25 protein-coding genes and 1 pseudogene are annotated in these 24,744 nt (G+C 74.0%); 9 read left to right on the top strand and 17 right to left on the bottom strand.

Annotated elements, in window-relative coordinates:
- Positions 1–27 precede the first annotated feature (27 nt).
- Entirely contained in the window at positions 28–786 is a 759-nt protein-coding gene (locus tag AB0C17_RS27560; RefSeq protein ID WP_357384385.1) for a glycosyltransferase family 2 protein, read from the top strand.
- Positions 787–864: 78 nt separating this feature from the next.
- On the opposite strand, the gene AB0C17_RS27555 is transcribed toward AB0C17_RS27560, so the two are convergent.
- Together AB0C17_RS27555 and AB0C17_RS27550 are read right to left on the bottom strand one after the other, a co-directional pair.
- Positions 865–2,259, bottom strand: a complete 1,395-nt coding sequence (locus tag AB0C17_RS27555; RefSeq protein WP_357481155.1) for a PHB depolymerase family esterase — start codon at positions 2,257–2,259, stop codon at positions 865–867.
- A 127-nt stretch (positions 2,260–2,386) separates the two neighbouring features.
- Complete coding sequence (locus AB0C17_RS27550) at positions 2,387–3,472, bottom strand: DUF4037 domain-containing protein (RefSeq protein WP_357481152.1); 1,086 nt, start codon at positions 3,470–3,472, stop codon at positions 2,387–2,389.
- Between the two features lie 100 nt (positions 3,473–3,572).
- Here AB0C17_RS27550 and AB0C17_RS27545 point away from each other — a divergent pair, with 100 nt between their 5' ends.
- A complete protein-coding gene (locus AB0C17_RS27545; RefSeq protein ID WP_357473444.1) occupies positions 3,573–4,496 on the top strand; it encodes a 5'-3' exonuclease in 924 nt (307 codons plus the stop codon).
- 8 nt (positions 4,497–4,504) lie between these two features.
- Here AB0C17_RS27545 and AB0C17_RS27540 read toward each other — a convergent pair whose 3' ends face one another.
- Entirely contained in the window at positions 4,505–5,392 is an 888-nt protein-coding gene (locus AB0C17_RS27540) for an MHYT domain-containing protein (RefSeq protein WP_357481149.1), read from the bottom strand.
- Positions 5,393–5,560: 168 nt separating this feature from the next.
- On the bottom strand, positions 5,561–8,341 hold the full coding sequence (locus AB0C17_RS27535) for a DEAD/DEAH box helicase (RefSeq protein ID WP_357481146.1): 2,781 nt from the start codon (positions 8,339–8,341) through the stop codon (positions 5,561–5,563).
- 104 nt (positions 8,342–8,445) lie between these two features.
- Between AB0C17_RS27535 and AB0C17_RS27530 the strand changes: the two genes are divergently transcribed.
- Both AB0C17_RS27530 and AB0C17_RS27525 read left to right on the top strand, forming a co-directional pair.
- Positions 8,446–9,192, top strand: a complete 747-nt coding sequence (locus tag AB0C17_RS27530; RefSeq protein ID WP_357384650.1) for an HAD-IA family hydrolase — start codon at positions 8,446–8,448, stop codon at positions 9,190–9,192.
- Positions 9,193–9,248: 56 nt separating this feature from the next.
- A complete protein-coding gene (locus tag AB0C17_RS27525; RefSeq protein ID WP_357481143.1) occupies positions 9,249–10,196 on the top strand; it encodes an EamA family transporter in 948 nt (315 codons plus the stop codon).
- Here the strand turns inward: AB0C17_RS27525 and AB0C17_RS27520 are convergent.
- From AB0C17_RS27520 to AB0C17_RS27510, 3 genes are all read right to left on the bottom strand, one after another.
- Positions 10,159–11,085, bottom strand: a complete 927-nt coding sequence (locus tag AB0C17_RS27520; RefSeq protein ID WP_357481140.1) for a diacylglycerol kinase — start codon at positions 11,083–11,085, stop codon at positions 10,159–10,161. The two genes, AB0C17_RS27525 and AB0C17_RS27520, sit on opposite strands and share 38 nt — an antisense overlap.
- Before the next feature lie 106 nt (positions 11,086–11,191).
- A complete protein-coding gene (locus tag AB0C17_RS27515) occupies positions 11,192–11,842 on the bottom strand; it encodes a fasciclin domain-containing protein (protein WP_350816953.1) in 651 nt (216 codons plus the stop codon).
- A gap of 118 nt (positions 11,843–11,960) precedes the next feature.
- Positions 11,961–12,659 carry a hypothetical protein gene (locus tag AB0C17_RS27510; protein ID WP_357384369.1) on the bottom strand — a complete coding sequence of 233 codons (699 nt, stop codon included), beginning with the start codon at positions 12,657–12,659 and terminating at the stop codon, positions 11,961–11,963.
- Between the two features lie 183 nt (positions 12,660–12,842).
- Between AB0C17_RS27510 and AB0C17_RS27505 the strand changes: the two genes are divergently transcribed.
- Positions 12,843–13,727, top strand: a complete 885-nt coding sequence (locus tag AB0C17_RS27505) for an ABC transporter substrate-binding protein (RefSeq protein WP_350816952.1) — start codon at positions 12,843–12,845, stop codon at positions 13,725–13,727.
- Between the two features lie 207 nt (positions 13,728–13,934).
- Here the strand turns inward: AB0C17_RS27505 and tatC are convergent, their stop codons facing one another.
- From tatC to AB0C17_RS27480, 5 genes are all read right to left on the bottom strand, one after another.
- On the bottom strand, positions 13,935–14,888 hold the full coding sequence (gene tatC, locus AB0C17_RS27500; protein ID WP_357473429.1) for a twin-arginine translocase subunit TatC: 954 nt from the start codon (positions 14,886–14,888) through the stop codon (positions 13,935–13,937).
- A 21-nt stretch (positions 14,889–14,909) separates the two neighbouring features.
- Positions 14,910–15,242 (bottom strand): Sec-independent protein translocase subunit TatA, encoded by a 333-nt coding sequence (gene tatA, locus AB0C17_RS27495; RefSeq protein ID WP_120570072.1) that lies wholly within the window; start codon positions 15,240–15,242, stop codon positions 14,910–14,912.
- Between the two features lie 219 nt (positions 15,243–15,461).
- Entirely contained in the window at positions 15,462–15,710 is a 249-nt protein-coding gene (locus AB0C17_RS27490; RefSeq protein ID WP_357384361.1) for a hypothetical protein, read from the bottom strand.
- A gap of 10 nt (positions 15,711–15,720) precedes the next feature.
- On the bottom strand, positions 15,721–16,728 hold the full coding sequence (locus AB0C17_RS27485; protein WP_357384359.1) for a YafY family protein: 1,008 nt from the start codon (positions 16,726–16,728) through the stop codon (positions 15,721–15,723).
- Complete coding sequence (locus tag AB0C17_RS27480) at positions 16,725–17,723, bottom strand: WYL domain-containing protein (protein ID WP_357473421.1); 999 nt, start codon at positions 17,721–17,723, stop codon at positions 16,725–16,727. The genes AB0C17_RS27485 and AB0C17_RS27480 overlap by 4 nt, the downstream gene beginning before the upstream one ends.
- Before the next feature lie 104 nt (positions 17,724–17,827).
- Between AB0C17_RS27480 and AB0C17_RS27475 the strand changes: the two are divergent.
- From AB0C17_RS27475 to AB0C17_RS27460, 4 genes and pseudogenes are all read left to right on the top strand, one after another.
- Positions 17,828–17,965 (top strand): annotated as a pseudogene (locus AB0C17_RS27475) (cation transporter); the annotation flags it as partial.
- Positions 17,966–18,128: 163 nt separating this feature from the next.
- Positions 18,129–18,503 carry a hypothetical protein gene (locus AB0C17_RS27470; protein WP_357384660.1) on the top strand — a complete coding sequence of 125 codons (375 nt, stop codon included), beginning with the start codon at positions 18,129–18,131 and terminating at the stop codon, positions 18,501–18,503.
- A gap of 44 nt (positions 18,504–18,547) precedes the next feature.
- Entirely contained in the window at positions 18,548–19,633 is a 1,086-nt protein-coding gene (locus AB0C17_RS27465; protein WP_357384648.1) for a DUF3866 family protein, read from the top strand.
- A gap of 254 nt (positions 19,634–19,887) precedes the next feature.
- Positions 19,888–20,832, top strand: coding sequence for a hypothetical protein (locus AB0C17_RS27460; RefSeq protein WP_357384355.1), 945 nt, complete (start codon positions 19,888–19,890; stop codon positions 20,830–20,832).
- A gap of 13 nt (positions 20,833–20,845) precedes the next feature.
- On the opposite strand, the gene AB0C17_RS27455 is transcribed toward AB0C17_RS27460, so the two are convergent.
- The 5 genes from AB0C17_RS27455 to AB0C17_RS27435 all read right to left on the bottom strand — a co-directional run bounded on the left by AB0C17_RS27455 (position 20,846) and on the right by AB0C17_RS27435 (position 24,736).
- Positions 20,846–21,064, bottom strand: a complete 219-nt coding sequence (locus AB0C17_RS27455) for a hypothetical protein (protein WP_357384353.1) — start codon at positions 21,062–21,064, stop codon at positions 20,846–20,848.
- A 60-nt stretch (positions 21,065–21,124) separates the two neighbouring features.
- Entirely contained in the window at positions 21,125–22,483 is a 1,359-nt protein-coding gene (gene pafA / locus AB0C17_RS27450; RefSeq protein WP_013286109.1) for a Pup--protein ligase, read from the bottom strand.
- Positions 22,484–22,630: 147 nt separating this feature from the next.
- Positions 22,631–23,464: a proteasome subunit alpha gene (prcA, locus tag AB0C17_RS27445; RefSeq protein WP_357384351.1), complete on the bottom strand. Its 834-nt coding sequence runs from the start codon at positions 23,462–23,464 to the stop codon at positions 22,631–22,633.
- 55 nt (positions 23,465–23,519) lie between these two features.
- Positions 23,520–24,359: a proteasome subunit beta gene (gene prcB / locus AB0C17_RS27440; RefSeq protein WP_357384349.1), complete on the bottom strand. Its 840-nt coding sequence runs from the start codon at positions 24,357–24,359 to the stop codon at positions 23,520–23,522.
- On the bottom strand, positions 24,278–24,736 hold the full coding sequence (locus AB0C17_RS27435; RefSeq protein ID WP_357481136.1) for an endonuclease VII domain-containing protein: 459 nt from the start codon (positions 24,734–24,736) through the stop codon (positions 24,278–24,280). The genes prcB and AB0C17_RS27435 overlap by 82 nt, the downstream gene beginning before the upstream one ends.
- Positions 24,737–24,744 lie beyond the last annotated feature (8 nt).

Raw genomic sequence — 24,744 nt, 5'->3', positions numbered from 1 at the left:
CGGGCGAGACCACCCCCGGGAGGCCCCGTGATCGTGCTCGTGCCGGTGTACCGACCGGGCGACCGGCTGCCACCGCTGGTCGGCGACCTGAAGGACGCGCTGCCCGGCGCGGACGTGCTCGTCGTCGACGACGGCAGCGGCCCGGCCGCCGACGCCGTGTTGCGCGCGGCCCGCGCCCGGGGCGCGACGGTGCTGCGCCGCCGGGTCAACCGGGGCAAGGGCGTGGTGCTGCGCACCGGCTTCCGGTACGCCGCGACGCGTCACCCGGGACGGGACGTGGTGTGTGTGGACGCCGACGGCCAGCACAGCGTGCCCGACGTGTGCCGGGTGGCGGAGCGGATGCGCGTCACCGGAGCGCCGACGCTTGGCGTACGCGAATTCGAGGGTGAGGTCCCGGCGCGCAGCCGGTTCGGCAACGCGGCGACGCGGGTGGCGTTCCGGCTGGCGACCGGCCGGGACGTGCGCGACACCCAGACCGGCCTGCGTGCCTACCCGGCGGCCCTGCTCGGCTGGCTCGGCACGCTCCCCGGCGACCGGTTCGAGTACGAGATGACGGTGCTGCTGCGGCTGGCGCGCGCCGGACTGCCGGTCGAGCAGGTGGAGATCGCCACCCATTACCACGGCGACAACTCGGGTTCGCACTTCTCCGCGCTCGCCGACTCGGTACGGATCTACCGGCCGCTGGTCGCCTCCGCCCTCGCCCGGCTGACCGGGCGCTCCGCTGTGGACGGTGTCCCGGCCGCCGTCACGACGTCGTCGCGCACGTCCGCGGCCCGGACCCGCTGAGCGGGCCGGCGCCCGGGTTCGCCGGGACGGCGGGCATCACTCGGGATGCCCACCGTCCCGGCGTGCCGGCGCTGATGGTCAGGCGCTCGTGCAGGGATTGCCGTTGAGGATGAACGATCCGGGTCTACCGGTGTTGCCGGTGTGGGTGGCCTGGAAGCCGATGTCCACCGAGCCGCCCGGCGGGATCGACGCGTTGTAGGACACGTTGCGGGCGGTCACCGCGCCGCTGGACGGGCTGTACGTGGCGTTCCAGCCGCCGGTGATCGTCTGGCCGCCCGGCAGCGTGAACGCGAGGGTCCAGCCGTTGAGCGCGGTGGTGGACGTGTTGGTGATCGTCACCGCGGCGGTCAGCCCGTTGTTCCAGGCGTTCACCACGTACCCGATCCGGCAGGCGCCCGACGGCGGCGGCGTGGTCGGTGGCGCGGTGGTCGGCGGCGCCGTGGTCGGGGGCGCGGTGGTCGGGGGCGCGGTGGTCGGGGGCGCGGTGGTCGGGGGCGCGGTGGTCGGGGGCGCGGTGGTCGGGGGCGCGGTGGTCGGGGGCGCGGTGGAGTCCAGGCCGAAGAAGCGGATGGCCTGGGCCGCGTCGACCGGCAGGTTGTGCGTGACGCCCTGCATGCTGATCGCCTCGACAGTCGCGGTCCCGCCGGTGCCGCCGTAGCGGGTGCGGGTGTAGCCGGGCTGCGGACTGTCCGTGTACGCGGGCGTCTGGCTCAGCCCGTTCACGTTGGTCCACTGGTCGATCTCCTCGCCGAAGTTCGGGTAGCGCAGCGTCTCGTCGTTCGTGCCGTGCCAGAGCTGCATCCGCGGGCGCGGGCCGGTGTAGCCGGGGTAGGCGTTGCGCACCAGGTCACCCCACTGCTGCGGGGTCTTCAGCACCTGGCCGTTGGCGCACTCGCTGTTCCACTCGGAGCCGTTCGTGGTGGCGAAGCAGCCGAACGGCACACCGGCAAACGCGGCACCGGCGCGGAACACGTCCGGGTAGTCGCCGAGCAGCACGTTCGTCATCATCGCGCCGGACGACGTGCCGGTAGTGAAGATCCGCTGCGAGTCGACCGGGTAGCGCTGCCGCACGTAGTCCACCATCGACTTGATGCCCACCGGGTCGCTGCCGCCGTCGCGGCGCAGCGCCTGCGGCGAGGAGACGTCGAAGCACTTGCTGCTGCGGGTCACCGACGGGTAGACCACGATGTAGCCGTACCGGTCGGCGAGCGCCGCGAACTGGGTGCCGGAGTACATGGCCGGGCCGCTGCCGGTGCAGTAGTGGTTCACCACGAGCAGCCCGGGGCGGGCCGCGACGGTGTCCGGTACGTACAGGTACATGCGCAGGTTGCTCGGGTTGGTGCCGAAGTTCGTCACCTCGGTCAGCGCGGCGGCCGAGGCCGGCCCCGGTAGGGCGAGCGCCGCCCCGGCGGCGAGCCCGGCGGCGGCCAGCGCCGCGCCGAGCAGCCGGAGTCTGCTCATTCTGGACAGCATGTGTTCTCCTCGGTGGTGGGAACGCCGCAGGTGGCAGCGTTCTCGCCGGCGAGGCGCCTGCGACGGGCGGCCCGGACCCTCGGAGACGAGATAGACAGTCGCGGATCGATGCGACCCGAATCGGATTCTAGGCCCCGACCGGCGGGCGGACAACCGCAGCGGCCACCCGGCGCGCCCGGTCCGGGCGGGTGAGCACGTCCACATTGTCCACGTACTGGTCCACCGCCCCCACCGGCGGCCGGTCGCGCAGCTGCGGGTCGGTGATCGCGGCGCGCAGCGCCTCGACGAACCGGCCGGCGTGCAGCACCAGGAACGGCCGGTCGTGGAACGGCCGGGCGGCCGGGTCCACCGGCGGCGCCAGCGCGGCGTCGTTGGTCCAGCCGGCCACCGTCTCCAGCGCCCCCACCAGGCCGGGCTCCCGGGCCGCCCAGTCACCCGGGCCGAGCGCGGCGCCGAGCCCGTCCACCACCGGCGTCGCGGCCGGCAGCGCCGCGAACACCGTGCCGAGCCATTTCGCGTACGGCGGCCAGCGCCGGTGCAACAGCAGGCCGAGGCGCATCAGATCCCGGGCCAGTCCGGCGACCACGACCCGGCTGCCCAGGTCGTCGCCGACCTCGGCACACCGGCCGGCCAGGTGCTCGGCCTGCGCGACCCGCTGCCAGCCGGACGCCAGCACGTGCCGCCACACGTCGTCCGGATACCAGGCGAGCCGGGCCCGGACGGCGGTGAGCGCGCCGTCGAGCCCGTCGTGGAACACCGCTCCCCCGGTCAGCTCCGCCAGCCGCTGCGTCGGTGTCGCCAGCCAGTCGGCGGTCGTCAGCCCGGCGCGCGGGTCGGTGCCCAGCCGCTCCCGCAGCCATCCGCCCAGCTCGTCCACGCTCACGCCGTGCCGGGCGCCGTCGGCGTGGACCGTGCCGAGCCGCGCTTCCGGCCCGCCGGCGTACCGGGTCGGCCAGCCGAGGAACCGCGCCGGCAACTCCGCGTCGAGCACCGCCCGTACCTGTGCCACGTCGTGCGCGTCCGCCACGAAGACCTGGGTACGCGGGCCCCAGTCGTGGTCGGTCGAGCGCGGCGTGTCGAGGCCGAGCAGCTCGGAACCGCCGTCGAGCAGGCCGGCGGAGTACGGCAGGCCGGGCAGCCGCCGCGCCAGCAGCGGACCCACCACCTCGTCGTGGAACCGGCGGGCCAGGGTCAGGCCGGGTACGAAGCTCACCCCGCCAGTCTGCGCACCGCGGGCCCCGCGCGCCCCCGGGTTTCCCCGCCCGGCGGTCGCCTCCCCCATCTCGTCACAGGGCTGTGGAAGGCTTGCCGGCGTGGCACACCGACAGCCGATCCTCCTGATCGACTCCCCCAGCCTCTACTTCCGCGCCTACTTCGGCATCCCCGAGTCGGCCGCCAGGACCGGCGACGGCCAGCCGGTGAACGCCGTACGCGGCTTCCTCGACATGCTCGCCCAGCTCGTGCGCACCCGCCGGCCCGACCGGATGATCTGCGCGATGGACCACGACTGGCGCCCGGCGTGGCGGGTGGAGCTGCTGCCGTCGTACAAGGCGCACCGGGTCGCGCCCGAGGGCGGCGAGGTCGTGCCGGACACGCTGTCCCCGCAGGTGCCGATGATCCTGGAGGTGCTGGACGCGCTCGGCATCCCGGTCGTGGGCGCGACCGGCTACGAGGCCGACGACGTGCTCGGCACACTCGCGGTGACCCAGCCGGGCCCGGTCGAGGTGGTCTCCGGCGACCGCGACCTGTTCCAGCTCGTCGACGACGCGCATCCGGTGCGCCTGCTCTACGTGGGCCGCGGCGTGGCCAAGCTGGACGACTGCGACGACGCGGCGGTCCGCACCCGCTACGGCGTGCCGGCCGACCGGTACGCCGACTTCGCGGCGCTGCGCGGCGACCCCAGCGACGGGCTGCCGGGTGTGGCCGGGGTCGGCGAGAAGACCGCGGCCCGGCTGATCGACCGCTACGGCGGGCTGGACGGCATCCTGGCCGCGCTCGACGACCCGCGCTCCGGTTTCGCCCCCGGCCTGCGGGCCAAGCTCGACGCCGCCCGTGACTACCTGGCCGTGGCGCCGAAGGTGGTCCGGGTCGCCACCGACGTGCCGCTGCCCGAGCTGGACCCGACGCTGCCGACGGCCCCCGCCGACCCGGACCGGCTGCTGGAGCTGGCCCAGCGCTGGAACCTGGCCGGCTCGTGCCGCCGCCTGGTGGACGCACTAGCTGGCGACCGACAGTGATCAGTTGATCAGGAAGGGCGGTCGGTGTTCCGGCGGGTCGGGAACTGGGCGCCGGGCTGCGCCAGCGTCGAGCGGGCGCGCAGGCCGACCGGGTCCGGCGCCGGTTCGGCCGGGGCGGTCCGCGGCTCCTCGCCGAGCCGCGAGCTGACGTACGCCAGACCGGCGCGGTCGTCGTCCGACGGCGCGGCGAGCAGCGCGTAGACCAGCCCGACCACACCGAAGACCACCGCCAGCACGATCGGCACCAGCAGGCCGCTCACCTCGGTGCCGGAGGCCGGGCCGCGGCTCTCGTGCAGGTGCACCGAAAGGGCGCTCATGCCGGTGAAGTGCATGCCGTTGACAGCGATGCCCATGACCAGCGCCGAGGCGCCGATGGCGAGCGCCCGCCGCACGGTCATCGCCAGCCAGAGCGCCACGGTGGCGGCCACGATCGCGATGACCACGGACAACGTCACCCGCAGCGGGTCGTAGCCGAACGAGCCGTCCAGGCGCATCGCGGCCATGCCGGTGTAGTGCATGGCGGCCACCCCGGCGCCGGTGAAGAATCCGCCGGCCAGCAGCCGGGGCGCGGCGAGCCGGCCAGTGCCCACGATCCACAGCCCGATGCCGACCGACGCGACCGCGATCGCCGTGCTGGCGGCCGTCAGCGGCACGTCGTAGCGGATCCGGGTGCCGCCGACGGCGAACCCGAGCATCGCCATGAAGTGCATGGCCCAGATGGCGGTGCCACCCAGCGCCCACGCGGCGAGCAGGCCCCACCAGACGCGCTGGCCGCCGCTGGTGGCGGTCCGGATCCGCCCGGCGCAGACCAGCCCGAGCGCCGAACCGAGCACCGACAACGCGTAGCTGAGCGCGGGTGTGATCCACCCGTACTCGAAGTGATTGATCTCGCCCACGAGCCCTTCCCTCACATCCGCCCACGAGCGCGAAGCCACGGCGCTCCCGGGCAATGATCGGGCAGTACCTGGTCAGGGCGCACGTCGGCCCCCCGACAATTCGCGTGGTGGCGACGCGGTGACGCAGCGGTGCGTCGGTTTCCGGCAACCGGTGACCGAAAGTGATCGTTAGGCCGAGGCGTGGTAGGCCAGCACGCCCCGGTTGACCGCCGCGATGGCCTGCCGGGCGGTGCCGCGCAGCTCGGCCGAGGCGCCACCCGAGTCGGCGACCTGGCCGAGCAGGTCGACCACCTGGCGCGCCCAGCGGACGAAGTCCCCCGCCGGCATCTCCCCGTCGATCTGGTGGCCGCTCGCCAGCACCTTCGCCAGCACCTCGCCCCGCGCCCACCGGTAGATCGGCCAGGCGAAGCCGAGATCCGGCTCCCGGGTCACGGCCAGGCCGCGCGCCGCCTCGTCCGCCTCGATGTCGCCCCACAGCTTCAGCGTCTCGTCGACCGCGTCGGCCACCGCGCCGCGCGGCAGCGACGCCCGCTCGTCGAAGTCCCGCCGGGCCTCGAACACCACCACGGACACGGCGGCGGCCAGCTCGGCCGGGGACAGGCCGTCCCACACCCGGCGGCGCAGGCACTCGGCCACCAGCAGGTCGGCCTCCGTCCAGATCCGGGCCAGCATCCGCCCGGCGTCGGTGACCTCGCCGTCGGCGGCCAGGTAGCCGCGCGCGGTCAGCAACGCGACGATCCGGTCGAAGGTACGGGCCAGCGAGCCGGTCCGCCCGGACACCCGCTCGCGCAGCTCCTCGGTGTCGCGTTCCAGCCGGCGCCGCCGCTCCGCCCAGCGGGCGTGTTCCTCCCGGTCCGGGCAGGCGTGGCACGGGTGCGCGCGCAGCTCGACGCGCAGCTGGCTGAGCCGGTGGTCCTCCCCCACCGCCTGACGGGACCGGCCGCCCCGCCGCCCGCCGTGCCGATCCAGGCCGGTGCCGCTGACCGCCGCGGCCAGGTCCCGCCGGGCCGCCGGCGAGCGGTGGTTGAAGTGCTTCGGCACCCGGATCCGGGTGAGCACCTCGGCCGGGGTGGTGAAGTCCCCGGGGGTGACCCGCCCGGCCCAGCGGTCCTGGGTGAGCACCAGCGGCCGGGGCTCGCCGAACCCGCCGGTGGCCGGGTCCAGCACCACCGCCAGGCCGGCCCGCCGCCCGGACGGCACCCGGATCACATCACCGACCCGCAACCGCTCCAGCGAGGCGACCGCCGCCGCCTTGCGCTGGCTCTGCCCCTGCCGGGCGATGGCCCGTTCCCGGTCGGCGATCGCCACCCGCAGCGCGAAGTACTCGTCGAAATCGCCGTGGTGGCAGGCGGCCTCCGCGCCGTACGCCTCGATCGTCTCGGTGTTGCGCTGCACCTGCCGGGCCAGGCCGACCACCGACCGGTCGGCCTGGAACTGCGCGAACGAGGACTCCAGCAGCTCCCGGGCCGGCGCCGCGCCGACGCTGCCGACCAGGTTGACTGCCATGTTGTACGAGGGCCGGAAGCTGGAACGCAGCGGGTAGGTGCGGGTGGACGCGAGCCCGGCGACGTGCCGGGGGTCGGTCTCCGGCGACCAGACCACCACCGCGTGGCCCTCCACATCGATGCCCCGGCGCCCGGCCCGGCCGGTGAGCTGCGTGTACTCCCCGGGGGTGAGGTCGACGTGTGCCTCGCCGTTGAACTTCACCAGGCGTTCCAGCACCACGCAGCGGGCCGGCATGTTGATGCCCAGCGCGAGCGTCTCGGTGGCGAAGACGGCCTTGACCAGCCCACGGACGAACAGCTCCTCGACCACCTCCTTGAACGCCGGGAGCATGCCGGCGTGGTGCGCGGCCAGGCCCCGCTCCAGCCCGTCCAGCCACTCCCAGTAGCCGAGCACGGACAGGTCCTCGCCCGGGATGGCGGTGACCCGGGACTCCACCACCCGGCGGATCTCGGCGCGCTCCTCCGGGGAGGTCAGGCGCAGCCCGGCCGCGAGGCACTGCTGCACGGCGGCGTCGCAGCCGGCCCGGCTGAAGATGAACAGGATGGCCGGCAGCAGCCCCTCCCGGTCGAGCCGGTCGACGATGTCCGGGCGCATCGGGCCGCGCCAGCGCGGGCCGCGCCGCCCGCCGCCGGGGCCGGCGCTGCGGCCCTCGCCCAGCTCCAGGCGGCGCATCGTGTCGCGGGTGTAGCGCAGCAGCTCGGGGTGCACGTCGTGCTTGCGGGCCGCGTCGGCGTCGTGGAACAGGTCGAACATCCGCTTGCCGACGAGCATGTGCTGCCACAGCGGCACCGGGCGGTGCTCGGAGACCACCACCGCGGTCTCGCCGCGCACGGTGACCAGCCAGTCGGCGAACTCCTCGGCGTTGGAGACGGTGGCCGACAGCGACACCAGCGTGACCGACTCGGGCAGGTGGATGATCACCTCTTCCCAGACCCCGCCGCGGAACCGGTCGGCCAGGTAGTGGACCTCGTCCATCACCACGTACGCCAGGCCTTCGAGCGTCGCCGAGCCGGCGTAGAGCATGTTGCGCAGTACCTCGGTGGTCATCACCACCACCGGCGCGTCGCCGTTTATCGCGTTGTCGCCGGTGAGCAGGCCGACGTGCTCGGCGCCGTAGCGGTCCACCAGGTCGTGGTACTTCTGGTTGGACAGCGCCTTGATCGGCGTGGTGTAGAAGCACTTGCGCCGCGTCGCGGGCGCGTCGCCGCCGGGCCGGCCGCGCAGCGCCAGGTGCACCGCGAACTCGCCCACCACCGTCTTGCCGGCTCCGGTGGGCGCGCAGACCAGCACGCCGCTGCCCCGCTCCAGCGCCTCGCACGCCTCGCGCTGGAAGTCGTCGAGATCGAACCCGAGATCCAGGGAGAATTCGTCCAGGGCCGGGAAGGCGGAGGCCTGCGCGGCCCGGCGGCGCGCCGCGGCGTACCGCTCGGCGGGGCTCGACATGGCACCAAGATTAATCGGTACGGCCGACGAGTACCGGTCAAGGCCGTCCGGCAGGACGGTCAGAGCGGGTAGGTAGGGTGCACGACGTGCCGGACCGTACCGAACTGCCCCACGTCTCGAGCGGCGCCGACGACGCCGTCCGCGCGAGCCCGTCCCGCCGGCCCGTGGAGGCGGTGCTCTTCGACTTCCACGGCACCCTCGCCCAGGTCGAGGAGCCGCTGGCCTGGGTGCTCGCCGCAGCGTCCGCCTGCGGGGTCGAGCTGGACCGGATCCGGGCCACCTCGCTCGCCGACCGGCTGCTCACCGCCGGGCGCGCGGGCGGCCCGCTGCCGGCCCGGGTGCCGCCCCGGCTGGCCGAGCTGTGGGCCGACCGCGATCTCTACCCGCACGCCCACCGGGGCGCGTACACCGGGCTGGCCGAGACCGTGGACACCGGCATCGACGGGTTCGCCGACGCGCTCTACGAGCGGGTGCTGGTGCCCGAGGGCTGGGTGCCGTACCCGGACACCGCACCGGTGCTCGGCGCCCTTCGGTCCGCCGGGGTGAAGGTGGCGGTGGTCAGCAACATCGGTTTCGACCTGCGGCCGCTCTTCGCCGCCTGGGATCTCGACGCGCTCGTCGACGCGTACGCGCTGTCGTACGAGGTGGGGCGCTGCAAGCCGGACCCGGGCATCTTCCTGCGCGCCTGCGGGATGCTCGGCGTCGACCCGGAGCGCACGCTCATGGTGGGCGACACACCGGCCGACGCGGGCGCGGTGGCGGCCGGGTGCGGGGTGCTGGTGCTGCCCTGCGCCGACGCGGGCCGCCCGAACGGGCTCGGCTCGGTGCTCGACCTGGCTGGAGCCGGCTGAGCGCCGACCCACCGGCGGCGGAAGGGCATCGCGGCGGACCGGCTACCGTCGGGGACATGTCCGGTGCCCTCCCCTTGCCGTCGCGCGCGCCGGGGCGGCTCGGCGGGGTCGCGCTGGTGCTCGGCGGGGCGCTGTCGGTGCAGTTCGGCTCCGCGCTGGCCGCGCTGCTGTTCCCGCGCACCGGGGTGGCCGGGGCGGTGACGCTGCGGCTGACCATCGGCGCGCTGGTGATGCTCGTGGTGTGCCGCCCACGACTACGCGGGTACGGACGCCGCGACTGGGCCGCCGTGGTCGCGTTCGGGCTGGCCCTGGCCGGCATGAACTCGATCTTCTACCAGGCGATCGAACGGATCCCGCTCGGTCCGGCCGTCACCCTCGAGGTGCTCGGCCCGCTGGCGCTGTCCGTGTTCGGGGCGCGCCGGGCGGCGGCCTGGTTCTGGGCCGCGCTGGCGCTGGGCGGGGTGGCGCTGCTCGGGCAGGGCGGGTTCGACCGGCTCGACCCGGCCGGCGCGGCGCTGGCGCTGACCGCGGGTGCCATGTGGGCCGCGTACATCGTCTGCTCGGCGCGGATCGGCGCGCGGTTCCCCGGCGCCGACGGGCTGGCCCTCGCGCTGACCTTCGCCGCCCTGCTCACGCTGCCGTTCGGGCTGGCCGACGCGGGCGGGCGGCTCGCCGACCCGGCGGTGCTGGGGCTCGGGACCGCGCTGGCGCTGCTCGCCTCGGTGCTGCCGTACAGCCTGGAACTGGCGGCACTGCGGCGGCTGCCCACGGCGACGTTCGCGGTCATGATGAGCCTCGGCCCGGCGATCGCCGCGGTGGCCGGCTGGCTGGTGCTCGGCCAGGCGCTGCACCCGGTCGAGGTGCTCGCCATCGCGCTCGTGGTCGCCGCGAGCGCCGGCGCGGTCCGCGCCGCCGCCCCACCACCAGCCGCGCCGCCGGACCCGGTCACCGCGCCGGACCCGGCGGTCAGCGCAGCAGACGCAGCGCGGCCGGCACGGCGCTGACGGTCACCGGCAGGTCGAAGGCGCGCTCCCCGTCGGCGTACGTGGTGATGCCGTCGGCGGCCAGCTCCACCGTCCGCGCCCGGTAGACGCGCGCCAGCGGATGCGTGACATGGGTGCCCCGGTAGATCTGCGGCTTGACCCGCATCAGCGTGCGCCTGTCGAAGCGGCCGCCGACCACCACGTCCAGCAGGCCGTCGTGCGGGTCGGCGTGCGGGCAGATCCGCATTCCGCCGCCGTAGCTGGCCGTGTTGCCCACAGCGATCAGCACGGCGTCCACCTCCTGCGCCACCCCGTCGAGGACCAGCCGGTAGCGGCGTGGCCGCAGCCGGGCCAGCTCCACCACTATCGCCAGGTCGTACCGGCGGGGCCCGCGCGGCCAGCGCATCCGGTTGGCGCGTTCGTTGACGATCGCGTCGAAGCCGGCCGCGAGCACCGCGCCGAACCAGCGGTCGGCGGCGCCGGGCCGGGACAGCCGCGCCAGGTCGACCGGGCGGGACCGGCCGGCGGCGAGCGCCTCGGTGATCACCTCGACCGCGGCGGCCGGGTCGGCCGGGAAACCGGTCTCCACCGCGAAGTCGTTGCCGGTGCCCGCCGGGACCGGCCCGAACGGCACCGCCGTGCCGGCGACCGCCTGCATCGCCCGGTGCACGGTGCCGTCGCCGCCCACCGCGACGAGCGCCCCGGCGCCGCCGGCGACAGCGGCGTGGCACGCCGCCTCCGCCTCCTCGGCGGTACGCGCGCGCAGCAGCTCGACCGGGCGGCCCACTGCGGCGAGGCGCTCCAGGATCCCGGGCAGCAGACCGCGGTGCCGCCCCCGGCCGGCGGTCGGGTTGGCGAGCACGGCGACGGGGCCGGGCGGGACATGGTCGTGCGCGGTCACGGCGAGCACCGTACGGCACGGCTCGCGCCGCCCACCAGAGCCAGGTCACGCCGCGAACGGGGGCACACGCCGACGGCGCCCGGCAGGGGGTGCCGGGCGCCGTGGCGGGGGTGGCTCAGGGCAGGTCGATCGGGCGCAGCACCCGGTCCACCGCGTGCGCGATCTGCTTGTTGCCCTTGTTGATGTCGTACCGCACCACCTTGGCGTTGCGGTCGCTGGTGTCGGCGTCGACCAGGCGCACCTCGCGGCCGTACCAGCAGCGCTTCACGTCCACCTCGACGGTCGCGCCGAGCGCGGTGGTCAGGTCCGCGCCGTCGGCCTTCAGCGCCGCCTTCCGGTCGATCGTCGCGCCGGGCACGACGTGGTAGAGCAGGACGTCCTCCACGGTGTCCACGCCCAGGCCGGCCACCGCGTCGAAGGCGGCCTTCTCGCCGGGCAGCTTCCTCGCGGCGGTGATGTCCCGGACCAGCTCCCGGAACGCGTAGTCGTTCGGCACGAACGCGGTCAGCGCGACAGTGCCGTCGGTGAGCACCTTCACCGGCGAGTCCGGCTTGGCCTGCAGCACCGTCAGGACCGCCTTGGTGAGGACGTCGAAGTCCCGCGAGTTGCGGTCGAAGCCGCTCTTGTCGGCGGTGAGCACCGCGGCCAGCGACCGGGTGCCCGGCTGCTTGGCGCCGGCCTGGGCGGGCACGGCGACGGCGGTGGTGGCCACCGCCGCCGCGGTGGCGCCCACGGCCAGCCGGGCGGCGAGACGAGCGATGTTCATCGGGGAGCCTTTCGTCGAAGCGACCAGGTCCGTGACTGTCGTCACGACCATTGCTTCGCCCGGACCGTCCCCGGTGGATGCACCCGGATCGACCGGCTTCGGATCGACGCCTCTCGCGTCAGCGCACCACCAGCCGCTTGCTCACCGAAGGCACGCCGTCGCCCTTGACCTTCAGCGACCAGTCCCCCGCCGCGCCGAGCGTCACCACCGTCTCGGCAGTGCCGTTGGCCTCCGCCTTCATCTCGGCGACCCGCTTGCCGTCGGGGTTGAGCACGTACAGCGTCCGGGCCCCGGCGGTCTTGTTCGTCACCTTGAACGCGAGCTTCTCGCCGGGCTCGGCGATCAGGGCGTCCACGCCGCTGATCGCGTCGTCGGTCAGCTCGATCGCCACCGACCTGTCGTAGGCCACCTCGGCGGCGGCGCTGGCCAGGTTGCCGTCGTCGGAGACAGTGATCTTGGTCCGGACGCCGTCGCCCTGCCGGCCGGGCTTGCAGGCCACCTCGTACGTGCCGGTCTGCAGCGAGGCGCGCAGGTCGCCGGTGCGGCCGGCCGGCACGTCCGCGACCTCGGCGATCACCTTCGTGAAGGCGTCGCCCTCCCGGCCGTACACGTAGACGCCGGTGGCCTGCTGACCCCGGTTGGTCACGGTGAAGGTGACGGTGCCCGGGGTGAACAGCGTGGTGGTGACCTCGCAGCTGGTGTCGGTGGCGGTCACCGGCACCTGCTGGCCTTTCGGCGCGGGCTCGTCGTCACCACAGGCGGTGAGCGCGGTGGCCGCGCAGAGGACGGTCAGGACGGCGGCGGTACGGCTCTTCATCGGGTTCTCCGGAGCGCAGGTCAGGCGGGCTGACCGGAACGGGGCGCCGACGCACCCCGGCACACCGCCCGGGGGGCTCGGCGGAGTCAGCAGAGTCTAAGCGGGCACGGCGTCCCGGCAAGGCCCGAGGGCGGTCCGATGTCCGCCCGGACCCGCCGTGGAGCGTGCGGGCATGATGACGGCATGCGGCTGGTCTCCCTGCTCCCCTCCGCCACCGAGATCGTGTACGCGCTCGGCCTCGGCGACGACCTCGTCGGTGTCACGTTCGAGTGCGAGGTGCCCGCGTCGTACCGGTCGGGCACCACTGTGGTCGTCGGCGGCCGGGACACCCGGGGCATGAGTCCCGGCGACATCGACGCGTACGTCCGGGCGCAGGTAGCGGCCGGTGCCGACCTCTACACGCTGCACGCCGGCGCGCTCGCCGGGCTGGACCCGGACCTGATCCTCACCCAGGACCTGTGCCGCGTCTGCGCGCTCCCCTCGGGCCGGGTCGCCGACGCCGTGGAGCACCTGGGGTGCCGGGCCGACGTGCTGTCGCTCGACCCGTACACCCTCGACGACGTGCTGGAGTCGATCCGCGCGGTGGGCGCGGCGGCCCGGGTGCCGGATCGCGCGGAGGCCCTGGTCGACGGCCTGCGTGCCCGGCTCGCGGCGGTCGGCGCGGCGGTGGCGGGCCGGCCCCGGCGGCGGGTCGCGGTGGTCGAATGGGTGGACCCGCCGTTCGGCGCCGGGCACTGGATCCCGGACCTGGTCGACGTCGCCGGCGGCGAGCCGGTCGCCACCCACCGGGGCGCCCGGTCCGCGCCGACCACCTGGGAGGCCCTGCGGGCCGCCCGCCCCGAGGTGGTGCTGGTCGCGCCGTGCGGGTTCCGCCTCGACGGCGCGGCCGAGCAGGCCGCCGCGGTGGCCGGGCACTTCCCGGACGCGCAGGTGTGGGCGCTGGACGCGGACGGTCTGATCGTGCGCGCCGGCCCGCGCCTGGTCGACGGCGCCGAGACGATAGCCGCGATCCTGCACCCCGACGCCGTCCCCCCACCCCGCCCCGAAACAGCCCACCGCCTAACCTGACCGGCCCCGGCCCGCGCCCCCGGCCCGCGCCCCGGCGATCTTGCAGTTTCGGCCCGGGCAAAGTGCGGATTTCCGGCATCCGAGGGGCGCCATGTCCAAGATCGGCGCGGGGCGGGGTGTCGGCGTCCTCGGAAGGGCGGCGAGGGGCGGAGACGCGGACGCCGTCCCCGTGGAGCGGGGACGGCGTCCGGAGGTGAGCAGGATCGGTCAGGTCATGTCGTCGTAGCGGCGTTCGATCGGCTTCGGGGCGACGATCGGCTCGGGTACGCCGATCGGCTCGGACGCCTCGATCCGGCCACCGGCGGGCACCGGCTCGTCCGACAGGTCCAGCGGTGACACCTCGTCGTCGGCGATGCCGGCGTAGGCCTCACGCCCGCGACCGCGCCGCCTGTCGTTGAGGAACGCCACCCCCACCGCGGCGAAGTAGAGCGCGCAGAGGCAGATCGCCAGCGCGGTCATGCCGAACGGGTCGGGCGTCGGCGTGACCACCGCGGAGAACGCGAAGAACACGAACACCGCCACCCGCCACCAGCTCAGCAGCCGCTTGGCGCTGGCCATGCCGACGAAGTTGAGCATCAGCACGATCAACGGGAACTCGAAGGCCACCCCGAACAGCAGAATCAGGTTCGTGACGAACCCGACGTAGCGGGTGATGTCGAGCGTGGTGGTGACGTCGCCGCCGCCGGAGACGTTGAGCAGGAACTCCAGCCCTTTGGACGTGACGAAGTACGCCAGGACCGCGCCGGCGGCGAACAGCGGGGCCGCCAGCGCGGTGAAGAAGTACGCGTACCGCCGCTCGTGCCGGTGCAGGCCCGGCGCGATGAACGCCCAGAGCTGGTAGAGCCAGATCGGCGCGGCGATGATCAGGCCGACCCAGAGGGCCACCTTCATCTGCAGCAGGAACAGGTCGGCGGGACCGAGCTGGACGAAGTTGCAGTTGCCGTCGATCAACCGCGCCTTGGGCAGGTCGCAGTAGGGCTTCTGCAGGATGTGCAGCACCGGCCCGGACAGCCACACGCCGAAGCCGAAGCCGACCAGGATCGCCAGCGACGCCCGGAACAGCCGGTTGCGCAGCTCACGGATGTGCTCCATGAGCGTCATCGAGCCGTCGGCGGCCCGCGCGAAGTTGCTCGGGCCGCGCTTCTTCAACCCGAAGGCCACGGTGATTGAGGCCCTCTCGGATCAGTTCTCGCGGACGCGCTGCACCGGGTCGGCCGGCGGGGCCACGGGCTGCTGCGGCTGCGGCGCGTACGGCTGCTGGGCGTACTGCTGCTGGCCCTGGACGTACGGCTGCCCCTGCACCGGCTGCTGCGGCTGGAGCGGCTGGTAGCCGGCCTGCGCGTCGGCCTTCTCGGCGAGATCGCGGTCGTCGTCGTGCAGGCTCTTGGTCTCGGCCTTGATGATCCGCAGCGAGCGGCCCAGCGAGCGGGCCGCGTCGGGGAGCCGCTTCGCGCCGAACAGCAGGATCAGCACGACCACGAGTACGGCGATGTGCCACGGCTTGAGGGCACCCATGGGAAGCTCCAGTCGCTCTGTGTAGTAGTGAGGGGTGGGTCGTCGCCCATCGTACGTGCGTAGCAGCGCCTTGCCACCCCCGCGGGCCTGCTCGTGCGGGCCCGATCGGTGAAGTTTCGGCCAACCCGGAGTGTCCCGTCAACCATCCGGCACCGTGCATTTCTGCGCGGAACCGCCCAGGAGCGCGCAAACGGCGCTCAACTGGCCGACGATCGTCGATCAGTCGCCGCGTTTGGCCTTGATCAGCTCGATCCGCTCCTGGGCGAGCACCGCCCGCGCCTGGAGCGACTCGGCCCGCGCCTGCAACTGCTCGGCGGCGTCGCGCAGCGACTCCGCCTCGGCTGCCCGGCGCTGCAGGGCCAGCGCGGAACGGCGCAGCCCCGGCAGCCGGCTCACCACCGGACGGATCGCCAGGGCCAGTACGACCAGCGCGAACACCACGACCCCGAGCACGATCCACATCACCACGGCGGTCAGCCTATCGGGTGCCGCCGACCGCCGCCGGGTCGGCGCTGCCGGCCGGGGTGGCGTACGCGTCGAGCGCGGCCACGGCCTGGGCGCGTACCTGGTCGGCCAGCTCCGCCGGGGCCACCACGGTGACCTCCGGGCCCAGCCCGAGCACGAACCGCCGGGCCCACCCGAGGTCGGTGACGCGCAACGACACCAGCCACTGCTCGCCGTCGGCCTCGACCCGCTCGCACGGATAGTATTCGGTGATCCACCGCTCGCCCCGCCCGATCCGCAGCGTGATCAGCGGCAGGTCGGCCGACGGGCGGAACACCCCGTCGCTGAGGTCGTGCGGGCGGGCCTGCGGCGGCACGACCGCCTGCTCCGGCAGCTCGGTCACCGCGTCGATCCGGTCGGCCCGGAACAGCCGCACCGCCTCGGCCCGGCGGCACCACGCCTCCACGTACGCCCGGCCGCCGACCATCAGCATCCGCAGCGGGTCGATGGTGCGCTCGGTGGTCTCGTCCCGGGCCGCCGTGTAGTAGGTGATCCGCAGCGCCCGGCCGCGCTCGACGGCGGCGCGCAGCTCGCGTACCCGGGCGGTGTCGCCGGGCAGGCGGACCTCGACCGGCGCTCCGGCCAGGTCACCGGCGGCGCTCTCGATCTTGGCGAGTGCCCGCTCGACCGCCTCGCGGTTGGCCACGCCGGGCGTCTCGGCGATCATCCGCAGCGCCACCACCAGGGCCAGGGCCTCGTCCGGGGTGAGCCGCAGCGGGCGGTCGATGCCGGCGTCGTAGGTGATCGTCACCCGGTCGCCGTCGAACGCCATGTCGATCAGGTCACCGGGGCCGTAGCCGGGCAGCCCGCACACCCAGAGCAGTTCCAGGTCCTCCCGGAGCTGCTTCTCGGTCACCCCGAGGTCGTGCGCCGCCTCGGCGATCTCGATGCCGGGACGGGCCAGCAGGTAGGGCACCAGGTTGAGCAGCCGGGCCAGCCGGTCGGCCGAGGCACGGCCCGCGCGGGCCGCCGGGCGGGTCACCGGGCACCTCCGGCGACCGCCAGCTCGTCGTGGCGGGCGGCCACCTCCTTGAGCCGCTGGATGACCGACTCCCGCACCTCCGGTGGCTCCAGCACGCGCACGTCCGGGCCGTACCCGACGATCTGGCCGGCCAGGTAGTCGGCGTCGGCGTACGGCAGCACCAGCCGGTCGCCGTCCGGACCGGCCTGGCACTCCACCGCCCAGCGGCGCAGCCCGGCCGCGCGGCCCGGCGTGGCCAGCACGGTGGCCCGGCCGGTGCGCTCCACCGGCCCGGACCAGCGGGCCACGTGGCTGATCAGGTCGACCCCGGCGGGCGGCTCGTAGGCGCCCGGCTCGCCGGTCGCCCGGACCGTGCCGACCACCCGGGACAGCCGGAAGCAGCGGGTCGCCGCGCGGTCCAGGTCGTGGCCCACGACATACCACCGGCCCCGCCAGCAGACCACGCCCCACGGCTGGACCCGGCGGCGGCTGGACGCGTCCCGGTCCGGCACGCGGTAGTCGAAGCTGACCTCGCGCCGGTCCCGCGCGGCGGCGGTGAGCGGCGCGAACGCCGGGTCGACCGTGACCATCGGCTCCAGGCCCAGCGTGGCCTGCGGATCCACGTCGATTCCGGCGGCGCGCAGCTTCGCCAGCCCGGACGACGCGGCGGCGGCCAGCCCGGCGTGCTGCCACAGCCGGGCCGCGATGCCCACCGCCGCGGCCTCGTCCGGTTCGAGCGGAATATCGGGCAACGCGTACGCGCGCGGCGCGATCCGGTAGCCCGGCTCGGCGTCGAAGACGCTCGCCGTGCCGGTCTCCAGCGGCACCCCCAGCTCACGCAGCTCGGCCTTGTCGCGCTCGAACTTGCGCTGGAACGCCTCGTGGTCCTTGGCGTCGTCCGGGTCGTGCTCGTAGCCGGGCACGGTCGCGGCGATCTGCGCGGCGGTCAGGAAGCGTCGCGTCGACAGCAGGCAGATCACCAGGTTGACCAGGCGTTCGGTACGGGTCCGGGACACGTGCAAACGCTAGCAGCCCGCGCGTCCGGCGCGGGCACCCGCGCGGCGCGGCGCGGGGGTCTTCCCACCCGGCGTCGGACATCGACCGGTCATAGGGTGAGCGCATGGCGGAGCCGGAGGTCAAGACCGAGAGCGTCGGCACGGTCGTGGTGGCCGGCGCGGCGAACCTCGCCATCGCGGTCGCGAAGCTGGTAGCGGGCCTGATCTCCGGCTCCGCGGCGATGCTCTCCGAGGCCGCCCACTCGCTCGCCGACACCACCACCGAGGTGCTGCTCTACCTGGCGCTGCGGTCTTCCTGGAGGACGCGCCGCGCTGATCGGCCTGCTGATCGCCGCCGGCGGGCTCACCCTGTCGCACCTGACCGGCGACGAGCTGTACGACGGCGTCGCCTCCATCCTCATCGGCGTGCTGCTGCTGGTGGTCGCCGCGATCCTGGCCCGCAGCAACATCTCGCTGCTGGTCGGCCGCTCGGTGTCCGACCGGCTGCACCAGCGCATCGAACGGGAACTGGCGGACGTCCCGACGGTGGACCGGGTCGACACGCTGATGACCATGTTCCTCGGCCCGGACGACATCCTCGTCGCCGCCAAGGTCGACTTCCGCGACGACGCCACCGGCGCCGACATCGAGGCCGCCGCGGACGAGGCCGAACGCCGGCTCACCGGGCACTTCCCGGAGATCGCGTACGTCTTCCTCGACCCCACCCGGTCCCGCTCGGCCGGCCGGCCCGCCCGCACCACCCAGGACGAGGCAGGCCGCCCGCTCGACGGCGACACCTGACCCGCCCCCGGCCCGCCCGCACCCCGGCCGATACCGTGCACCGCATGGTGCGATGGCGGTCCGGCACGGTCACTGCGGTACGGCGGCGGTGGACCGGTGCCGTCGAACTCGACGTCGAGCTGCCCGACGGCGCCCGGATGCGCGCCCTGGCCTACCCGGCCCTGGTCGGCGAGCCCGAACCCGGCGACCGGGTGCTGCTGAACGCCGGCGCACTGCTGATGGGCCTCGGCACCGGCGGCTACGCCCTGGTCGTCGCGCTGCCCGACCGGCTGCCCCCGGACCCGCCGCAGGCCGGCGACAGCCGCGACGACGGGCACCTGGTCAAGGCCCGCTACACGCCGCTGCAACCGATCCTGCTCGGCGTGGACGAGGAGGCCTCACCGCACCACGACACGCTGGCCGCCGCCGACACCGTCGACGGCATGCCGGTGGTCACCGCCGACCTGCACTCCGCGCTGCCGGCGATCCTCGCCGGGGTACGCGCCGACGCGCCCGGCGCGCGGGTGGCGTACGTGCTGACCGACGGCGGCGCGCTGCCCGCCTGGTTCTCGCGGACCCTGGCCGGCCTGTCCGGGCACCTCGCCGGCACGGTCAGCGTGGGCCAGGCGTTCGGCGGCGACCTGGAGGCCACCACCCTGCACAGCGGCCTGCTCGCCGCCCGGCACGTGCTCGGCGCGGACCTGACGATCGTCGCCCAGGGGCCCGGGAACCTCGGCACCGGCACCCGCTGGGGCTTCTCCGGCGTCGCCGTCGGCGAGGCGGTCAACGCCGTCGCCACGCTGGGCGGGCGCCCGGTCGGCTCGCTGCGCATCTCCGACGCCGACGCCCGGTCCCGGCACCGTGGCGTCTCCCACCACAGCCTGACCGCGTACGGCCGGGTCGCGCTGGCCCGCGCCGAGCTGGTGGTGCCGGACGGCCTCGACCCCGCCCTGGCGGCGGAGGTCGCCGCGGCGCTGGCGCCGCTGGCCGGCCGGCACACGATCGTCACCGTGCCCGCCGACGGCCTCGACGCGGCGCTGCGGGCCAGCCCGGTCGGCCTGTCCACGATGGGCCGGGGCCTGGACGCCGACCACGCCTACTTCCTGGCCGCGGCCGCCGCCGGCCGCCACGCGGCCCGTCTGCTCGGCTGAGCCCCACCGCCCTCAGCTCGCCCGGTAGCCGTTCGCGACGAGATGGCCGGCGGCCCGCGCGTGCGGCGGCTTCGCCCCGTGCTGTCAACCCCGGCGCCGGGCAGGCCGCCGAAAACAGTCAGCACGTTGGAAGGAGCAGGGCCCGAACGGCCTCCACATACTGTCCGGGAACTCGACTCCGGCCACCCGTCAACGCCGCCCGTGCCAGGCAGCCGGGCGGGAAACGCGGCTGGCCGCCGTTAGGAGGCGACCCCATGGCCCTGCGACAGCTCCCGGACGCGACCCCCGACGCCGGGATCTCCACCCACCGCCCGCCGCATCCCCTCCGACTCGCCCTGATCAGCGCGGCAGCCGGCCTGCTGCTGGCCGTCCTGTGGTCCTTCGAGCTGGTCGACAAGGTCATCGGCGACAACGTCGCGAACACCGTGCTCGGCCACGACGCCAAGGAGACCGCCCTCACCGGCACCGCCGCCGGGCTGCTCTTCGCGTTCGTCTCCGGCTTCGCCGGCACCTTCACCGCCTGCAACATCGCGGTGGCGGCCTCGATCGGGCCGATGAGCCAGGTCTCGGACGCCGACCCCGCCGGCGGCACCCGGACCGCGCTGCGCGCCCTGCTGCGCCCGGTCGGCTGGCTCGCCCTCGGCATGGTCGTCGTCTCGGCCGGCTACGGAATCATCGGCGTGCTGCTCGGCGACCGGCTGCCCCAGCTGTCCACCGAGACGGTCGACGGCATTCCGGTACGCCTCATCCAGTCGTCGGTCGTCTTCGGCGTCATCGGACTCGCCCTCACCTACCTCGGGGTCGCCGCGCTCAAGCTCGTGCCGGACGTCTTCGCGCACCGGCCCATCGCCCGGGTGATCACCATCGGCGCGCTCGTCGGCGGGTTCCTCGTCGGCCGGCCCTACCCGCTGTTCAACAAGCTGTTCCACTGGGCCGTCGACTCCGGCAACCCGCTCTACGGGGCGCTGGCGTTCACGTTGCAGTCCCTCGGGAACATCCTGCTCGTCACGGCCATCTTCGTCATCGTCGTGGCGATCAGCCGGGGACGCTTCCTCTCCTGGATGGCCAACCCCCGCCGCGCCGCCGCCGTCACCGGAGCGCTGCTCGTCGCGCTCGGCGTCTTCACCGTCATCTACTGGGACATCCGGGTCCCGGCGATGTTCGGCTTCGGCTGGTTCCCCCGGATGCCGTACAACTGAGCCGCCCCCGAACTCAGCCGAGCAGCAGGATCAACGCCAGCCAGCCACCGACGATCAGCACCAGCGCCGCCGCCAGCACCCACGTCGGGACCGTGTAGTCGCCACGACGGTTGCGTTCGATCTCGGCGCGGATCTTCTCCCGGCGGCGGTCGATCCAGTTGAGCTTCTCGGCGCCGTCACGGTCCGAGGACGTCTCGCGGCCGGACCCGCCGGCGGATTCGGAAGTGTTCATCGCGACGCCAGCGTACCTGTGGACGGGCGGCCGGTGCCGGGCACCGGCCGCCCGTGACGATCACATGCTCGCGATCAGGCGCTCCACCCGCTCGTCGTACGCCCGGAACGGGTCCTTGCACAGCACCGTGCGCTGCGCCTGGTCGTTCAGCTTCAGGTGCACCCAGTCCACGGTGAAGTCCCGCCGCTTCTCCTGGGCGTGCCGGATGAACTCGCCGCGCAGCCGCGCCCGGGTGGTCTGCGGCGGCGTCTCCTTCGCCTCGAAGATCTCCGGATCGGTCGCCACCCGGTCCACCTCGCGACGGCGCTCCAGCAGCCCGTACAGGCCGCGGCCGCGTCGCAGGTCGTGGTAGGCCAGATCCATCTGTGCCACCCGCGGGTGCGACAGCGGCAGGTCGTGCTTGCGCTGGTAACGCTCGATCAGCTTCAGCTTGGTGACCCAGTCGATCTCCCGCGCCACCGGGTCCAGGTCGCCGGTCTCGACCGCGCGCAGCACCCGGCCCCACAGGTCGACCACCCGCTTCGCGGTCTGGTCGCCGCCCCGGCGCTCCACGAACTCCGTCGCCTTGGCCAGGTATTCCTGCTGGATCTCCAGCGCCGAGACCTCCTTGCCGGAGGCCAGCCGGACCTTGCGCCGGCCGGTGATGTCGTGCGACACCTCGCGGATCGCCCGGATCGGGTTCTCCAGCGTGAGGTCGCGCATCACCACGCCGGCCTCGATCATCCGCAGCACGATGTCGGCCGTGCCGACCTTCAGCAGTGTGGTGACCTCGTTCATGTTCGAGTCGCCGACGATGACGTGCAGCCGCCGGTAGCGCTCGGCGTCCGCGTGCGGCTCGTCCCGGGTGTTGATGATCGGCCGGCTGCGGGTGGTCGCCGAGGAGACACCCTCCCAGATGTGCTCGGCCCGCTGCGACAGGCAGTAGACCGCGCCGCGCGGCGTCTGCAGCACCTTGCCCGCGCCGCAGATCAACTGCCGGGTGACCAGGAACGGGATGAGCACGTCGGCCAGCCGGCCGAACTCGCCGTGCCGGGACACCAGGTAGTTCTCGTGGCAGCCGTACGAGTTGCCGGCCGAGTCGGTGTTGTTCTTGAACAGGTAGATCTCGCCCGCGATGCCCTCGTCGTGCAGCCGCTTCTCCGCGTCGACGAGCAGCCCTTCCAGGATCCGTTCACCGGCCCGGTCGTGCGCCACCAGGTCGGTCACCGAGTCGCACTCCGGGGTCGCGTACTCCGGGTGCGAGCCGACGTCGAGATAGAGGCGGGCGCCGTTGCGGAGGAACACGTTGCTCGACCGGCCCCACGACACCACCCGCCGGAACAGGTACCGCGCGACCTCGTCGGGGGACAGTCGGCGTTGCCCGCGATAGGTGCAGGTGACGCCGTACTCGGTTTCGAGGCCGAAGATTCGCCGCTCCATGATGAGACATTAGCCGCCCGGAGCCCTCGATGGGCACCGCCGACGTTCGCCGCTTGCGATCTGCCCCGCACGGATCGGCGCGGTGGCGCCCCTCGTACGCGAAAGACCCCGCCACCTCGGCGAGGTGGCGGGGTCCGCAAGCGGACGTCACTCGGCGGGCTTGTCCTCCGCGTTGCCCTCCAGATCGGCCGAACCCGCCGACGTGGTCGGCTTCTTCGCCTCCTCCGTCGGCGCGGCCGGCGTCTTCGCCCGGCCCGGCGCCGGCGCGGTGTCGGCCTCGGCGTCGCCCTCCAGCAGCGCGGTGAGTGCCGCACCGGTGATCCGCCGGAACGTACGGCCCACCCGGCGCCGGTCCAGGACCGCCACCTCCAGCTGGTTCGCGGCGATCGTGCGGGCCGCCCCGCCCTCGCCGCCGACGCTGCTCAGCGCCTTCATCGCGGCGCGGACCGCCTCCGACAGCGACATCTCCGGCCGGTGCTCGTTCTTCAGCACCCCGCTGATCGCCTCGGCCTGGCCGCCCATCGCCATCCGGCCCGGCTCGTCGTTCACCGAACCGTCGTAGGTCACCCGGTAGAGGGAGTCGTCCTCGGGCGTGGCGCCCACCTCGGCCACGCAGATCTCCACCTCGAACGGCTTGGACTGCTCGGTGAAGATCGCGCCCAGCGTCTGCGCGTACGCGTTCGCCAGCGCCAGGCCGGTCACGTCCCGGCGGTCGTAGCTGAGCCCGTTGAGGTCGGCCATCCGCACGCCCGCGCGGCGCAGGTTCTCGAACTCGTTGTACCGGCCGACCGCGGCGAAGCCGATCCGGTCGTAGATCTCGCTGACCTTGTGCAGCGTGCTGGACAAGTTCTCGGCGACGAAGAGCACCCCGCCCGCGTAGCTCAGGACCACCGCGCTGCGGCCCCGGGCGATGCCCTTACGGGCCAGCTCGGAGCGGTCGCGCATGATCTGCTCGGGCGAGGCGTAGAACTGCATGGCCACGGCGGCGGTTCTCCTTCTGCGGGACTGCTGACTCGGTGGACGGTGCGGAGCGGACTCAGCCGCCGGGGTTCTCCATCCGGCCGGACACCACGGCCTCCGCGATCGCCGCCGTCTCGGCGTCGGTGAGCCGGTGGGTGCCCTCGGCGGTAGCGGTCATCACCACCGGGTAGATCCGCCGGGTCAGGTCGGGACCGCCGGTGGCGGTGTCGTCGTCCGCCGCGTCGTACAGCGCCTCGACCGCCAGCCGCGTCGCGTCCTCGACCGACAGGCCGGTCCGGAACCGCTTCTTCAGCGCGGACTTGGCGAACAGCGAGCCGGAGCCGATGGCGTCGTAGCCGGTCTCCTCGTACGGGCCGCCGGTCACGTCGAAGCTGAAGATCCGCCCGGCCCGGGCCGGGTCGCTCGCGGCCAGGTCGAACCCGGCGAACAGCGGGATCACGGCGAGGCCCTGCATGGCCGCGCCCAGGTTGCCGCGGATCATCGAGGCGAGCCGGTTGGCCTTGCCGTCGAGCGAGAGCATCGCGCCCTCGATCTTCTCGTAGTGCTCCAGCTCCACCTGGAACAGTCGCATCAGCTCGATGCCGATGCCGGCGGTGCCCGCGATGCCCACAAGCGAGTACGCGTCGGCCGGGTGCACCTTCTCGATGTCGCGCTGGGCGATCAGGTTGCCCATCGTGGCCCGCCGGTCGCCGGCCATGACCACACCACCGGCGGCCGCGATGGCCACGATGGTGGTCGCGTGCGGCGCCATGTCGGCGGCCATGCCGGGCGGCAGCGGCCGACGGCCGGGCAGCATCTCGGGGGCCACCTTGCTCAGGAACGCTGTGAAGGAGGACGTCCCCGCGTTGGTGAACACATCTGGAAGACGCCCGGATGGATCAAAACCCGCTGCCACGTGGTTCCTCTCAGGTACGTGATCGCCCTGGCCAGGACGTCGGGGTTGTCCTTGAACTGACCAAGACCACCGTTGCAGTTGAAGCAGAGTATCCCGCGCACCCATCCGGTGCGATGATCGTGGTCCAGATGTTCCGGATCGGGGCCTTGCTCGGCCAGGAGCTCCTGGTACTCCTTCTCCCCGACCCCGTAACGGCGACGCAGGTGGTACCCGCGATTGCCGCCGTAGAGCCGCTGCTTGCTCCCGTTGCCGCGGGCCATGTGGCACGGCTTGCAGTAGCTGTGCCGGCCGCTGGCGTTGGTCGTCCGCGGGAAGTCGTCGACGGGCTTGCTCTGTTCGCAGTCGGGGCACCACTTGAGGCCGTCCGCCACCGGCACGGCAGCCC

The sequence above is a fragment of the Micromonospora sp. NPDC048887 genome (assembly GCF_040649715.1).
Classification (GTDB): Bacteria; Actinomycetota; Actinomycetes; order Mycobacteriales; family Micromonosporaceae; genus Micromonospora.
Note: the sequence above shows the minus strand (reverse complement) of the source record. Positions and strands in the feature narration are given on the sequence as shown.

Excerpts from the sequence above, each read along its gene's own strand:
- AB0C17_RS27555 (WP_357481155.1), bottom strand. The coding sequence starts at position 2,259 with ATGCTGTCCAGAATGAGCAGACTCCGGCTGCTCGGCGCGGCGCTGGCC.
- AB0C17_RS27535 (WP_357481146.1), bottom strand. The coding sequence starts at position 8,341 with ATGTCGAGCCCCGCCGAGCGGTACGCCGCGGCGCGCCGCCGGGCCGCG.
- AB0C17_RS27525 (WP_357481143.1), top strand. The coding sequence starts at position 9,249 with ATGTCCGGTGCCCTCCCCTTGCCGTCGCGCGCGCCGGGGCGGCTCGGC.
- AB0C17_RS27515 (WP_350816953.1), bottom strand. The coding sequence starts at position 11,842 with ATGAACATCGCTCGTCTCGCCGCCCGGCTGGCCGTGGGCGCCACCGCG.
- AB0C17_RS27510 (WP_357384369.1), bottom strand. The coding sequence starts at position 12,659 with ATGAAGAGCCGTACCGCCGCCGTCCTGACCGTCCTCTGCGCGGCCACC.
- AB0C17_RS27505 (WP_350816952.1), top strand. The coding sequence starts at position 12,843 with ATGCGGCTGGTCTCCCTGCTCCCCTCCGCCACCGAGATCGTGTACGCG.
- tatA (WP_120570072.1), bottom strand. The coding sequence starts at position 15,242 with ATGGGTGCCCTCAAGCCGTGGCACATCGCCGTACTCGTGGTCGTGCTG.
- AB0C17_RS27465 (WP_357384648.1), top strand. The coding sequence starts at position 18,548 with ATGGTGCGATGGCGGTCCGGCACGGTCACTGCGGTACGGCGGCGGTGG.
- AB0C17_RS27460 (WP_357384355.1), top strand. The coding sequence starts at position 19,888 with ATGGCCCTGCGACAGCTCCCGGACGCGACCCCCGACGCCGGGATCTCC.
- AB0C17_RS27455 (WP_357384353.1), bottom strand. The coding sequence starts at position 21,064 with ATGAACACTTCCGAATCCGCCGGCGGGTCCGGCCGCGAGACGTCCTCG.
- pafA (WP_013286109.1), bottom strand. The coding sequence starts at position 22,483 with ATGGAGCGGCGAATCTTCGGCCTCGAAACCGAGTACGGCGTCACCTGC.